This is a genomic window from Paenibacillus cisolokensis, from assembly GCF_018403665.1.
Classification (GTDB): Bacteria; Bacillota; Bacilli; order Paenibacillales; family Paenibacillaceae; genus Paenibacillus_AH; species Paenibacillus_AH cisolokensis.
Genome location: NZ_BOVJ01000053.1, coordinates 1 through 13,726 on the forward strand (window position 1 = coordinate 1; position 13,726 = coordinate 13,726).

Genomic DNA, 13,726 nt, shown 5'->3' on the forward strand with positions numbered 1-13,726 from the left:
TTTGCTTCGCAAAGTTTTAGGAGGATGCAAAATGATTGCCGAACGGACGGGATATATCGTATGGGTGACCGACCTGAAGGCGGCAAGAGCGCTGGACAAATACGGAACTGTCCATTATATGTCGAGAAAGATGCATTACGTCGTCATGTATATGAACGCCGATCGGTCGGAAGAAACGATCCGCAACATTCAAAGGCTTCCTTACGTCAAAAAAATCGAGCGCTCTTACCGTAATGAAATCAAGACGGAGTATACGCAGAACGTCCCGGATAAAACCCGCTTTTACAGCTTGTAGTTGCGGAACAAGACTTCCGCCGTTGCCCGGTCGGAAGTCTTTTTACATAAAAGCGGTCGGACATGCCCGGCTCGGGGGAACGCGATGCGTCGAGCGCACGAAGTCGCGCGGTTCCTATGCCTTTCGAGATGCAGCGGCGCATGTCAAAAATGAAAGCGCGTTAAACGCGCTTTGACGGGCGCAACATGTGCGGGCGGTTACGGTTTTTCGTTGAAATATCTGTTAAAAATGATACAATGGACTCATCATCGTGAGTGGAACCAAAGACCTGCTTCCAGGGGAGGAGTGGATCGGGATGAAGGACAAAGTGACGGAAAGATGGAATACTTATGAGTCGTTTCATATCCTGCTGGGCGACAAAAAAGTAGCGGATGTCATTATCACGAACCACGCCAAAATCCGCTGGGCTGACCGGGTCGAACATAAAAAAACCGGGTATGAGGACATCGCCGGCTTTATATGGCAATGTTTGAAGCAGGGCCGGATCACGCCATATTACCGCAACGAGGAAGACGTATATTTGATTGACGAAGATCTTGTCTTTGTTGCGGAATTTTCCGAGCTGGAGGGCGAAACGGACATTGCCGGCAATCCGCTGCACAAGATGATCGTCGTTACGTTTCTGGGACGAATGTCGGAAACGATCGAACTGAGAGACCTCAAATCCTATTACTCCTGGCTTCGTCATTCCAGAAGGATGACGCTGATCAAAAACAGCCGGAAGCGCAAATAATCCGGCAAGCCGACATCCATCCCGTTTTGCAGTCCGAATGCGAGATCCTTGTCCTGCTGGAAGAGGCCGAGAACGCTAATTCGATAACCGCATAACGGCATGACGCCTTGATAAACCCGCAACCGTCCGGTATTGTTCCGGGCGGTTTGTTTTTTTCGGTTCAACGGCAGCGAACGATTCGATGCTTGTCTTCGCCGAGACGATCGAACCGTTCGTCGTTTCGGAAATAAGCGGCTCCGCGCCGTTACAAGGCTTTACGTCCCGGCGTGCCGGTCAGGCCGTCAGCCGAAACGGACCGGCCGCCCGTTCGGTTCACCAAATAGATGCTGAGCACGATCATGACGATACCGACCAGCAGCAAGGCATGGAACGGCTCGTGCAGGAAAAGCGTGCTCGCGATGACCGAGATGAGCGGCGTGAGAAACGTGCTGGTCGCCACTTTGCTCGCTTCGCCCGAACGGACCAGTATGAAATAAATGACCCAGGCGGTCGGAACGCCCAGAATGACTCCGAACAGCAGGCCGGACAAATAATACCCGTTCCAGACGATAGACGTCCACGATTCGGCATAGGAACCGATAGCGGTCAGGATGGCGCCTCCGGTCATGCTCTGGATGGAGACGAGCCACAGCGGATCGGCTTTCCCGCCATCTTTCTTTAAATATACGGCGCCGAACGCCCAGCAGACGGCTGTGAGCAGAGCCAGAACGATGCCCGTCGCAGACAGGTTGTCGCCCAGGCCGTCGGCGCTGATGACGGCGACGCCGGCAAATCCGAGCAGCAACCCGGCGATTTTCGGCAACGACATCGCTTCTCCGAGCCACAGCCAGGCAAGCAGGCCGACCAGCACAGGCTGCAAATAGACGAGAACGGAAAACAGGCCGCCCGGCAAATAGGTCAGGCCGATCGTTTGCAGTCCGAAAAACAGCAGCACGTTGAACAGCGCGGATATTGAATAAATTTTCGCATTTTCTTTCAGCCGGATCTGCTTCCGGCGCGGCAGGGCAACCAACGCCAGCATGAGTCCTCCGAGAAATGTCCGCATTCCGGCGAACAGAACCGGCGGCGTATAGTTCAGGGCGATTTTGTAGATCGGCCAGGACACCCCCCAGATGAGAACAAGAGCGGCAATCAAAACGGCCGTATACAATCGCGAATGCTGTTTCACCATCTATCCTTCTTTCTGTCGGTTGTCGGAGCGGCAGGCGCGTAACTTTCATTATCTTCCGAATGCAAGCCGCAAGCAACACGGATATGAGCCGGTAATGATGCAAAAATGGCGGCCCGCGCAAGCCGGATATCGGTTTTGCGGCCGTATTCGTTGTATAATGGGGATACGAAAGGACGGGGTTATCGCGAATGGCACTTAATTTTCATCAACTTCATATTTTTTACACCGTGGCGGAAAAGGGCAGCTTCTCCGCGGCCGCGCAAGCGCTGCATATGACCCAGCCGGCGGTGACGATGCAGGTGCAATCGCTCGAGGATTACTTCGGCACGAAGCTGCTGCGGCGCTCGACCAAGCGGATCGAGCTGACGGAAGCGGGGCGCGCGCTCATGCCGTACGCCAAGCGCAGCATCGACCTGATCCGGGAGACGGACGCCAGCATGTCGAAGTTTACGCGTCAGCTGAAAGGACGTCTGCAGCTGGGAGCCAGCCTGACGATCGGCGAATACATTTTGCCGCGGCTGCTCGGACCGTTCGGCCAGGAGTATCCGCATATTTCCATCAGCATGAAGGTGATGAACACCGCGCAAATTATGGAGGAAATTTTGAACCATCAATTGAATTTCGGGTTGATCGAAGCGCCGGTGAACCATCCCGACATGCATATGGAGGCTGTGCTGAGCGACGAGCTGAAGCTGATCGTGGCCAATTCCCATCCGTTCGCCCGGCGGGAGAGCGTGTCGCTGCAGGAGGCGATGGAATGCCCGTTCGTGCTGCGGGAGCAAGGGTCGGGAACGAGGCTTGTCATGGAAGAGCAGTTGATGAAAATGGGGGCGGACCCGTCGGCCATGAAGATCGTCATGGAGCTGGGCAGCACGGGAGCGGTCAAATCGGCGGTCGAAGCCGGGCTCGGCGTATCCTTCGTCTCGGCCTCCTCGGTCAAGCATGAGGTCGCCCTCGGGCTGATCCGGATGGTGCCGATCGAAGGCATTCAGTTCAAGCGGCAGTTTTATTCCATTTACCTGAAATCGGCGCTTCTTCCGATATCGGCGGTTACGTTTCTGACTTTCCTGAGAGAGAGGGATTTGCAGCAATGGCTATGAACCGTGCGGATCTGCATATACACACGACGGCGTCGGACGGGCTTCATGCCCCGGCGGATATCGTGCGGATGGCGAAGGAAGCCGGGCTTGCTGCCATAGCCGTTACCGACCACGATACGATGGCGGGGACGGAAGAGGCGGTGGAGGCCGGCCGCCGTTTCGGCGTCGAAGTCGTGCCGGGCGTCGAAATCAGCACCTCGGCGGAAGGCATCGACGTACATGTGCTCGCCTATTATCCGGACTGGCGCAACGACGAGTGGCTGTCCCGGCTTGCGGGCCTGCGGGATACGAGGGCCGACCGCAATGCGCGGATGATCGCCAAATTGCGCGGGCTCGGCATCCCGATCACGCTGGAAGAGGTGGAGCGTAAAGCCGGCAAGCTTGACGATCCCGAGAAGCCGGTCGGCCGTCCCCATATGGCGGAGGTGCTGGTCGACAAAGGGATTGTCGGATCGGTCCGGGAAGCGTTCGACCGCTATCTCGCCGCAGGAGCCGCTGCGTACGTCAATCCGCCGCGCATCCATCCGTTCGAGGCGGTAGACTGGATACGGGAGGCCGGCGGCACGAGCGTCCTCGCTCATCCCGGATTGTACGGCAATGACGCGCTGGTGGAAGAGATCGTCAAATACGGCGTCCGGGGGATCGAAGTATTCCACTCCGATCACGGCGAAGACGAGGAAAACCGGTACGCGGCGCTTGCGGAGCGGTACGGACTGATCTTCACCGGCGGCTCCGATTTCCACGGCGAGCGGGAAAGCGGGGCGTTCCACGGTCCGATCGGCGGACGAACGGTCGACGCTGCGGTGCTGCGCAAGTTGAATCCGGCGGCAAGAGGCGGCTAGCCCGGACGGCCGAAAGCCCGGGAAACGCCAACCGCCGGCCCGTCGGCCGCCGCTTCGGCCCGGCGTCAGGCGCGAATAACGGAAGGAAGCGAGCGGATTCGCTGTTCGTCAGGCGTGACGAACAGCGTTTTTTGATTGTCGTAGATGACGAACCCGGGCTTGGCCCCGTTCGGCTTGCGGACGTGGCGGATCAGCGTATAATCGACCGGCACCCGGCTCGACTCGCGCGCCTGGCTGTAATAGGCGGCGAGCATCGCCGCTTCCTCCAGCGTCGTCTCTCCGAAGCCGTCCCCGCGAATGACGACATGGGAACCGGGTATGTCCTTCGTATGCAGCCACGTATCGCCGGGCGAGGCCAGCCGGTTTGTCAAATATTCGTTCTGCGTATTGTTTTTGCCGACGTAGATCGTCGCGCCCTCCGATGAGGTGTAGCAGAGGAGCGCGGGCCGCGCCGGCTTTTTCCGCTTCGGCCCGCGTTTCCCGCGGTCCCGGATATAGCCTTGCTCCACCAGTTCCTCCCGTATTTCCTCGATATCGGCCAGCGACGCGGTGTCCAGCTGCTGCAGCAATGCGGCCAAATATTCGATTTCCTCGCGCGTCCGCTCGATTTGCCCGGTCACGACCGCAAGGCTGTTGCGGTGCTTCGCATAACGCCGGAAGTAGCGCTGCGCGTTTTCGGAAGGCGTCAGCTGCGGATCGAGCTCGATGACGACGGGGCGCTGCTCCTCGTCGTAATAATTGATCAGCTCGGCCCGGCTGTCTCCCTGCCGGATCTGGTGCATATAGGCGGTGATCAGCTCGCCGATGATCCGGTACTTGTCGGCGTCCTTAGCCTCCTCCAACGTTTCCTGAAGCTTCTCGATCTTCTTCTCGTTTTTGGCCTTCTCGTTCTGGATGAACCGGATCAGGTCCGCCGCGCGCTGCTTGACCGCGTCCCGCTCCGCCTTGTCGCCGTAATAGGCTTCGAGGCATTCGCTGATCGAAGCGTACGTTTCCCGCCTGCCTTCCGCATGCGTCAGCGCAATAGCCGAGAACACGCTTTTGCCGCCCTCCGCATCGACGATGACCGGCTCGTACCGGTGCATCCGGATATCCTCCAGCATGCGGGCGAAAGCCGGCCAGAGCCGCTCCGGGGCCGCCGGCTCGCCCGGCGCGACGCCGGCCCGATGGGCGATTTCGCGGGCGATGAGCGGGCTGAAGCCGCTGAACGCGGCTACGAGCATGCGCTCCGCCGGCATATCGCCGTTCTCGGCCAGGGGCTTGAGGCAAGCGGCGAACGACCGCTCCGAATCCACCGTCAGCGGGTCGGTCTTGCCCTGGTCGGGCGGCGCGATATAGCGGGCGCCGGGAAGGACGACGCGGTAGCTGCTGATCGCGGGCGTGACGTGATGGATGCCGTCGTGGATCGTCCCTGTCGCGGGGTTGAGCAATATGATATTGCTGTGCCGTCCCATCAGCTCGACGACGATCGTCTTGAGCGACAGGTCGCCCAGCTCGTCGCGCTGGCGGATGTTGAAATGAACGATCCGTTCGTTGCCGACTTGCCGGATCGATTCGATCCAGCCGCCTTCGCAGTGCTTGCGCAGCAGCATGCAGAACATCGGCGCTTCGAGCGGATTGACGAAGGTTTGGCGCGTCCAGTGCAGACGCGGATACGTCGGATTCGCGGAAATCAGCAATTTGCCGTTTGTGCCGCCGCCGCGAATGTGCAGTACAAGCTCCCGGTCTCCCGGCTGTTGAATTTTATGAATGCGGGCGCCGACGCACGATTGCAGCTCGTGCGTGACGGCGCGGATAACAATTCCGTCCAATGCCATCGTATCGGTAATCTCCTTTATCGCGAATCGTGTAATTTCTATCATGCCATAGTTCGGAGAAAAACTTAACCCCTTGCGCGGTGATATTTTACGGTTTGTCCGAATACATTTAGGCTAGGAAGGCTGTCCGTCGGCAGCCGCGCGCCAGCACGGCAGTTACGGGAGGGAGACAGGAAATGGAACAATTGAAGTGGCATCAGCTGGACACCGATGCGCTGAGCGATGCGCTCGGCAGCGTCCCCGATCGGGGCCTATCGCCCAAAGAGGCGGAGGAGCGGCTGAAATCCCGCGGCCCCAACGAGTTGACGGAAGGAGCGCGCATATCGCCGCTTGCCTTGCTGCTCAATCAGTTCAAAGATTTTATGGTGCTAGTGCTCGTCGGGGCGACTCTTCTGTCCGGGCTACTGGGCGAGTATCTGGACGCAATTACGATCATTGCGATTATCGTACTGAACGCGATTCTCGGCTTTATCCAGGAGTACCGGGCGGAGCGTTCGCTGTACGCCTTGAAGGAGCTGTCGGCGCCGACGGCGCGCGCGTTGCGCGGGGGCGATGTCGTGACGCTGCCGGCGCGGGAGCTGGTGCCGGGCGATGTCGTGCTGCTCGAAAGCGGCGACCGGATTCCGGCCGACGTCCGTCTGATCGAGGCGAACAGCTGCTATGCCGAAGAATCGGCGTTGACCGGGGAGTCGGTTCCGGTTGCCAAGCATGCGCAGACGCTCGCGGATGCGGACTTGCCGCTCGGCGATCAGCGCAATATCGGCTTCATGGGCACGATGGTAACGAGGGGAACGGCAAGGGGGATCGTCATCCGCACCGGCATGGAGACGGAGATGGGCAAGATCGCCGATCTGATTCAGCAGACCGAGGAGATGGAGACGCCGCTCCAGCATCGGCTCGAGCAGCTCGGCAAGGTGCTGATCGCCGTGGCGCTCGGACTGACCGTGCTCGTCGTCGCAGCCGGCATTTTGCACGGCCAGCCGGTATATGGCATGTTTCTCGCCGGCGTCAGCCTGGCGGTCGCGGCCATTCCCGAAGGGCTGCCGGCGATTGTGACGATCGCGCTGGCGCTCGGGGTGCAGCGGATGATCAGGCGCAAGGCGATCGTTCGCAAGCTGCCGTCCGTGGAGACGCTGGGCTGCGCCTCGGTTATATGCTCCGACAAAACCGGCACGCTGACGCAAAATAAAATGACCGTCACACGGATGTGGATCGGAGGCCGCCAGATCGAAGTGACGGGGGAAGGCTACGAGCCGGAAGGAGAGGCGCTCGAGGACGGCGACGTCATCGACGTCAAGCACGATCTGACGGTGCGCCGCCTGCTGCAAATCGCGGCCCTCTGCAACAATGCGTCCGTCTCCCGGCAGGAGACGGACGGAAAGAAGCGCAAGGACGGGGGGCCGGTCGCCGAATGGGTGCTCAAAGGGGATCCGACCGAAGGGGCGCTTACCGTTCTGGCGATGAAGCTCGGCGTGCCGCCCAAATCGCTGGAAAGCTTGTACGCCCGCGAGAAGGAATTTCCGTTCGATTCCGAGCGCAAGCGGATGTCCGTCGTCGTGAAGCACCAGGGCGGCCGGCTTGTCTGTGCGAAGGGCGCGCCGGATGTGCTGATGGAGCAGTGCGCCTACATACTGTGGGACGACAAGGTCGTTCCGTTCACCGCCACGCTGAAGCAGAAGACGGCCGAAGCCGCCGAGGCGATGGCGCAGGACGCGCTGCGCGTGCTCGGCTTCGCTTACCGCGATCTGCGGCCGCATGACGAATGCGGCACCGAAAGCGAAGCGGAATCCCAGCTTGTGTTCGTCGGTCTCACCGGCATGATCGATCCGCCGCGGCGGGAAGTGCGGGATGCGATCGCCAAATGCCGGCTCGCAGGCATCCGCACCGTCATGATTACCGGCGACCACCAATCGACCGCCGAAGCGATCGCCGGCCAACTCGGCATCATTCCCCGCAACGGGCTGGCCGTCAGCGGAAAACAGCTGTCCGCGATGGACGACGAGCAGCTCGACCGGCTCGTCGACAATATCTACGTCTACGCCCGCGTATCGCCCGAGCACAAGCTGCGCATCGTCAAGGCGCTGCAGCGCCGCGGCCATGTCGTGGCGATGACCGGCGACGGCGTCAACGACGCGCCGGCGATCAAGGCGGCCGATATCGGCATCGCGATGGGCATTACCGGCACGGACGTGTCCAAGGAAGCTTCCTCGCTTGTACTGAGCGACGACAACTTCGCGACGATCGTCTCGGCGATCGAAGAAGGGCGGGGCATCTACGAGAATATCCGCAAATTTATCCGTTATTTGCTCGCCTCCAACGTGGGGGAAATATTGACGATGTTCCTCGCCATGATGGCAGGGCTGCCGCTGCCGCTCGTGCCGATCCAGATTTTGTGGGTCAATCTCGTCACCGACGGCTTGCCGGCGATGGCGCTCGGCGTCGACCAGCCGGAGAAGGATCTGATGCGGCAGAAGCCGCGGCCTGCGAAAGAAAATATTTTTGCCCGCCGTCTCGGCTGGAAAATTATAAGCCGCGGCGTGCTCATCGGCGTCTGCACGCTGGCGGCGTTCTGGATTACATTGAGCGGGGCTCCGGACAGCAAGACGCAGCTTGTCCATGCGCAGACCGTCGCGTTCGCTACGCTCGTCATGGCCCAGCTGATCCACGTATTCGATTGCCGCAGTTCGCGTTCGATCTTCCACCGCAATCCGTTGCAGAACAAGTATCTCGTATTCGCCGTGTTGTCGTCGCTTATCCTGATGCTCGGCGTTCTCTATATCGATGCGCTGCAGCCGATTTTCAAAACGGTGCCGCTCGGCTTCCGCGACTGGTGCCTCGTGCTCGTGGCGGCCGGCATCCCGACCTTCGTCATGGGCATTGGCAGCGTCCTCGGTTCTCCCGGCGGCAAGAAGAAGTCCGCCGCGCGCAAAATCGGCGGCTCCCGGCCGGTCGCCCGCTAAGGATTGCGCGCTGCGCATTGCCTTCTATATATTCCGAAAACGGCCAACAACGGTGCCCGCAGGCGAAAGCTTGCGGGCGTCCGGCGTCTGTGATAGAGTGCAAACAATATATGAAATTTGCCATGGCGCTTTTCCGCCTTTTGCGGTATGCTTTATTAGGATATTGTCGGAATTTGCAGGTATGGATTTCAGCAAGGGGTGCGACGATGAATTTTACGAAAATGCATGGACTGGGCAACGACTTTATCGTGGTCGCCGGGCAGGACAAGCTGCCGGACGGCGTGGCGGAGCTGGCCGTCAAGCTGTGCGATCGCCATTTTGGCATCGGCGCGGACGGCCTCGTATACATTTTGCCTTCCTCGAAGGCGGACTTCCGGATGCGGATTATCAATTCCGACGGCTCGGAGGCGGAGCAATGCGGCAACGCCATCCGCTGCGTCGCCAAGTACGTTTACGACAACGGCTTGACGGATAAAACCGAAATTACGATCGAAACGCTCGGCGCCGGCGTACAGAAGGTGCGGGTGACGGCGGAGGCGGGCAAGGCGGCTCTGGTGCGGGTCGATATGGGCGAACCGATCCTCGAAGGGCTCAAAGTGCCGACGACGGTCGACGCCAATCCCGTCATCGCCCATCCGATCGAAGCGGACGGACGCGAATTCCGCTTTACGGCCGTATCGATGGGCAACCCGCACTGCGTCATCTATGTGGACGACGCGGTCAACTTCGATCTCGGCACATGGGGGCCGAAGCTGGAGAATCATCCGATGTTTCCGCGCAAAATCAACGTCGAATTCGTTACCGTAAATTCCCGCAATCAGGCCGATATGCGCGTCTGGGAGCGCGGCGCCGGTCCGACGCTCGCATGCGGAACGGGCGCGTGCGCAACGGTCGTCGCTTCGGTGCTGAACGGTTTGACGGACCGCACGGTCACCGTTTCGCTCAAAGGCGGCGATCTGCTGATCGAATGGGACGAACGCGACAATCATGTTTATATGACCGGGCCCGCTGCGGAAGTGTTTCGCGGCACCTGGGAAGGATTGTGATAGGTGGGATGAGCATGAAGCCGGATTTGCGGGAAGCGCTCCAAACCCGCATCCTCATAGGCGACGGGGCAATGGGGACCTATCTGTATCAGATGGGGTTCCCCGTCGGCGTTTCCTACGAGGAATTCAATACGCTGCGGCCGGACGTCATCGAGGAAGTCCATCGGCGTTATTATGAAGCGGGGGCGCGCGTCATCGAAACGAATACGTTCTCGGCGAACCCGGAAAATCTGGCCCGTTACGGGCTGGAGGACGAGACCGAGGCGATCAACCGGGCGGGCGTCAGCGTGGCGCGGGCTGCCGTCGGCGCGGACGCTTATGTGGTCGGGGCGGTCGGTTCCATTCGCGCCGGCAAGCGTCAAAATATCGGCATACCGGAGCTGGAACGGTCGTTCAGACGGCAGATCGGCGCGCTGATCGATGAAGGCGTCGACGGCATTTTGCTGGAGACGTTCTACGATCTCGAAGAGATGGCGCTCGCGCTGCGCATCGTGCGGGAGCTGTCCGGCATTACGGCCATATGCCAGTTTGCGGTCGAGGAGACCGGAAGGACGCGTGACGGCGTCAAGCTGCACGAAGCGTTCGAACAGCTGCGCGACGGCGGCGCGGACATCGTCGGCTTCAACTGCCGTACCGGACCGAACGGCATTTTGCGGGCGATCGATCGGATCGAAGCGCCCGTTTCGCTGCCGCTGTCGGTTTATCCGAACGCGGGCATTCCCGATTATGTGGACGGGAAATATTCCTATACGGCGTCGCCCGAATATTTTGCGGATATGGCGCGCCGCTTTGCCGATCGCGGCGCACGGCTGATCGGCGGCTGCTGCGGCACGACGCCGGAGCATATCGCCGCCGTCGCCGCTTCGCTGGCCGGCTACGTGCCGCAGCCGCCGCAGCCCGGAGAGGCGGAGCACAGAGGCGATCGGCAGAAGACGGCTGCGGAAACGGCGCCGACGGTTCCGCCGGTTTCGCCGCCGGAGCTGCACGTTACGAAGATCGAAGAGCCGCCGCTGACGACGCTCGTCCGGCAGCGGCATACGGTTATCGTCGAGCTCGATCCTCCCCGGGATCTCGATATCCGCAAATTTATGGCCGGCGCGGCGGCGCTGAAAGCGGCGCGGGTGGATGCGGTCACGATGGCGGACAATTCGCTGGCCGTCACCCGCATGAGCAATCTGGCGCTCGCCTCGCTCGTCAAGGAGCGGCTCGGTCTGCGCCCGCTCGTGCACATCGCCTGCCGCGACCGCAATCTGATCGGTACGCAGTCGCATCTGATGGGGCTCGACGCGCTCGGCATTGACCATGTGCTGGCGGTTACCGGCGATCCGGCGAGATTCGGCGACTTGCCGGATTCCAGCTCGGTCTACGACCTGACCTCGTTCGAGATGATTCGGATGATCAAACAGCTGAACGAGGGGATCGCGTTTTCGGGCAAGCCGCTCAAGCAAAAGGCGAACTTCGTGATCGGCGCGGCGTTCAACCCGAACGTGCGGAATCTCGACAAGATGGTCAAGCGGATGGAGCGGAAGGTCGAGACGGGCGCCGATTACATTATGACCCAGCCGGTCTACGATGCCGGTTTGATTGCCCGGATCGCCGAAGCGACCCAGCATATCAAGGTTCCGATCTTTATCGGCATCATGCCGCTGGCCAGCGGACGGAATGCGGAATATTTGCATAACGAAGTGCCCGGCATCCAGCTGTCCGACGAAGTTCGCCGCCGAATGGCCGGCCTGGAAGGCGAAGCGGGCCGAGCCGAGGGCGTCCGTATCGCCGAGGAGCTGATCGATGCGGCGCTGCCTCATTTCAAGGGCATTTATATTATGACTCCTTTTATGTTTTACGATATGGCCGTCCGGTTGACGGAATACGTTTGGAAGAAGACGGAGAGATAGCCGCTGGTGAAAATCGGCTCGTATTGGCAGGCCATGGAAGTCTTAGCAGGCTGGCGGCCGCCAATCGAGCTTTTTCTTTTATTTTCTCGCTCCTACTTGTTCGTTCGCCCAAAATCCATTAGAATAAGGGAATGAATGCCGATTTACACTTGTCGGTAATTTGCTCGGACGGACAGACTGGCGCGTTAAGGCTGCCGTCTAGGACGAAAATGGCATGGGGGAACGTATGCTCCGGACTTTTTTCGTCAAGAATAGTGCAAATGGTCTGCCTGATCCGGACGAATGCCGGAAGGACTTAGCGTACTTGCGTATCATTTGCGATATACCGATTCATTCGATCAGTTGCACGAAGGAAGACCGGAGGGGGAAACCTGATTATGGCCATCAAGCTCATTAATATCGGGTTCGGGAACATTGTTTCCGCGAATCGCATCATTTCGATCGTAAGCCCGGAATCGGCGCCGATTAAACGGATCATTCAAGAGGCGCGCGACCGGCATATGCTCATCGACGCGACTTATGGCCGCCGCACGCGCGCGGTCATCATTACCGACAGCGATCACGTCATTCTGTCGGCCGTGCAGCCGGAAACGGTCGCGCACCGGCTTTCCACCAAGGATGACGATAACGACGAATAATTGACGGGGAGTATTATGAAGAGAGGATTGCTCATTGTATTGTCCGGTCCGTCGGGCGTCGGCAAAGGAACGGTTTGTTCGGTACTCCGGCGCAAGGTGCCGGATCTCGTCTATTCCGTTTCGGCCACGACGCGCAAGCCCCGCAAAGGCGAAATCGACGGCGTCAACTACTTTTTCAAAAGCCGCGAGCAGTTTCAGGAGATGATAGACAGCGACGCTCTTTTGGAATATGCGGAATATGTGGGTAACTATTACGGTACGCCGCGCGACTTCGTCGAGAAGACGCTGGAAAGCGGCAAGGACATCATTCTTGAAATTGAGGTGCAAGGTGCGCTCAAGGTCAAGGAGAAATTTCCGGAGGGCGTCTTTATCTTTCTGATGCCTCCTTCGCTGGACGAATTGAAGCAGCGGATCGAGGGACGCGGCACGGAAAGCAAAGACGCGATCGATCACCGCATGTCGGTCGCCATCGAAGAGATCGGATTGCTGCGCCATTACGACTATGCGGTGACCAACGACGACATAGAGGCCGCCTGCCACCGGATTCAGTGCATCGTTGTAGCCGAGCATTGCCGCAGGGAGCGGGTCATGGGAGATTTCGCCGCCATGCAGCACGCTTCCACGAAGAAAGCATGACAGATCGAGAGGTGACATGGATGCTTTATCCTTCCATTGATGAACTGATGAAGAAAGTCGAAAGCAAATATTCGCTTGTCGTTGCCGCTTCCCGCCGCGCCCGGATGCTCCGCGACGGAAGCAAGACGGAGCTGCAGCAGGTCAAGTCGCACAAGCATGTCGGCGTGGCGTTGGAAGAGATTTATCACGACGTCATCGTCATCGAGCAGCCCGACAAGTAAACGAAGGGCCGGGGCTTGCCCGAATTTCAAATGTAACCGAATGACAACCTGTAAGGTTGTTATTTTTTAAGATAAAAGAAAGTGTAAAATTTACTTCCTATTTGCCTGTCTAACCGTCCGCGCCACCCGTCAAATCGTCTCCGGTCCGTCGGTGTGCCCCGCCTTCAACGCCCCCGTCTCCCGGCAGATTGCTTTGGCGAAAAGCTGCAAAAGTGCAGGAAAATTGAGGGTGTGGCAAGATATGGAAGGTATGGTGCAAAATCCTGCAAAAGTGCAGGAAAGTTGAGGATGTGGCAATATATGGCGCAAAATCCTGCAAAAGTGCAGGAATTTTGGCCCGAATGTCCGAATATGGCGCGGAATCCTGCAAAA

The 13,726-nt window shown here is 59.2% G+C and carries 13 protein-coding genes; 10 read left to right on the forward strand and 3 right to left on the reverse strand.

The genetic code is table 11. The features are described 5' to 3' along the window. Window positions 1-31: 31 nt before the first annotated feature. Window positions 32-295, forward strand: coding sequence for a YlbG family protein (locus PACILC2_RS07410; RefSeq protein ID WP_062492489.1), 264 nt, complete (start codon window positions 32-34; stop codon window positions 293-295). Window positions 296-590: 295 nt separating this feature from the next. Continuing rightward, entirely contained in the window at window positions 591-1,028 is a 438-nt protein-coding gene (locus tag PACILC2_RS07415) for a hypothetical protein (RefSeq protein WP_213528404.1), read from the forward strand. A gap of 244 nt (window positions 1,029-1,272) precedes the next feature. On the opposite strand, the gene PACILC2_RS07420 is transcribed toward PACILC2_RS07415, so the two are convergent. Next, window positions 1,273-2,199 carry a DMT family transporter gene (locus PACILC2_RS07420; protein ID WP_213528397.1) on the reverse strand — a complete coding sequence of 309 codons (927 nt, stop codon included), beginning with the start codon at window positions 2,197-2,199 and terminating at the stop codon, window positions 1,273-1,275. Window positions 2,200-2,387: 188 nt separating this feature from the next. Here PACILC2_RS07420 and PACILC2_RS07425 point away from each other — a divergent pair, with 188 nt between their 5' ends. Together PACILC2_RS07425 and PACILC2_RS07430 are read left to right on the forward strand one after the other, a co-directional pair. Beyond that, window positions 2,388-3,299 carry a selenium metabolism-associated LysR family transcriptional regulator gene (locus tag PACILC2_RS07425; protein WP_213528398.1) on the forward strand — a complete coding sequence of 304 codons (912 nt, stop codon included), beginning with the start codon at window positions 2,388-2,390 and terminating at the stop codon, window positions 3,297-3,299. Then, window positions 3,290-4,141: a PHP domain-containing protein gene (locus tag PACILC2_RS07430; RefSeq protein WP_213528399.1), complete on the forward strand. Its 852-nt coding sequence runs from the start codon at window positions 3,290-3,292 to the stop codon at window positions 4,139-4,141. The genes PACILC2_RS07425 and PACILC2_RS07430 overlap by 10 nt, the downstream gene beginning before the upstream one ends. Before the next feature lie 65 nt (window positions 4,142-4,206). On the opposite strand, the gene PACILC2_RS07435 is transcribed toward PACILC2_RS07430, so the two are convergent. Continuing rightward, window positions 4,207-5,958: an Rqc2 family fibronectin-binding protein gene (locus PACILC2_RS07435; RefSeq protein ID WP_213528400.1), complete on the reverse strand. Its 1,752-nt coding sequence runs from the start codon at window positions 5,956-5,958 to the stop codon at window positions 4,207-4,209. Window positions 5,959-6,134: 176 nt separating this feature from the next. Between PACILC2_RS07435 and PACILC2_RS07440 the strand changes: the two genes are divergently transcribed. The 6 genes from PACILC2_RS07440 to rpoZ all read left to right on the forward strand — a co-directional run bounded on the left by PACILC2_RS07440 (window position 6,135) and on the right by rpoZ (window position 13,354). Further along, window positions 6,135-8,918, forward strand: a complete 2,784-nt coding sequence (locus PACILC2_RS07440) for a calcium-translocating P-type ATPase, SERCA-type (protein ID WP_213528401.1) — start codon at window positions 6,135-6,137, stop codon at window positions 8,916-8,918. Window positions 8,919-9,124: 206 nt separating this feature from the next. After that, a complete protein-coding gene (gene dapF / locus PACILC2_RS07445) occupies window positions 9,125-9,964 on the forward strand; it encodes a diaminopimelate epimerase (protein ID WP_062492495.1) in 840 nt (279 codons plus the stop codon). A gap of 14 nt (window positions 9,965-9,978) precedes the next feature. Then, entirely contained in the window at window positions 9,979-11,859 is a 1,881-nt protein-coding gene (locus PACILC2_RS07450; protein ID WP_213528402.1) for a bifunctional homocysteine S-methyltransferase/methylenetetrahydrofolate reductase, read from the forward strand. Between the two features lie 377 nt (window positions 11,860-12,236). Further along, the gene (remA, locus tag PACILC2_RS07455) at window positions 12,237-12,497 is read left to right on the forward strand and encodes an extracellular matrix/biofilm regulator RemA (protein ID WP_005548256.1); all 261 of its coding nucleotides are present in this window, start codon (window positions 12,237-12,239) and stop codon (window positions 12,495-12,497) included. A gap of 15 nt (window positions 12,498-12,512) precedes the next feature. Next, window positions 12,513-13,133, forward strand: coding sequence for a guanylate kinase (gene gmk, locus PACILC2_RS07460; RefSeq protein ID WP_062492496.1), 621 nt, complete (start codon window positions 12,513-12,515; stop codon window positions 13,131-13,133). Between the two features lie 20 nt (window positions 13,134-13,153). Continuing rightward, complete coding sequence (gene rpoZ / locus PACILC2_RS07465; protein WP_062492497.1) at window positions 13,154-13,354, forward strand: DNA-directed RNA polymerase subunit omega; 201 nt, start codon at window positions 13,154-13,156, stop codon at window positions 13,352-13,354. Window positions 13,355-13,463: 109 nt separating this feature from the next. Here rpoZ and PACILC2_RS07470 read toward each other — a convergent pair. Further along, window positions 13,464-13,726: hypothetical protein (locus tag PACILC2_RS07470; protein ID WP_213528403.1), on the reverse strand; the 263-nt coding region annotated here is incomplete at its 5' end.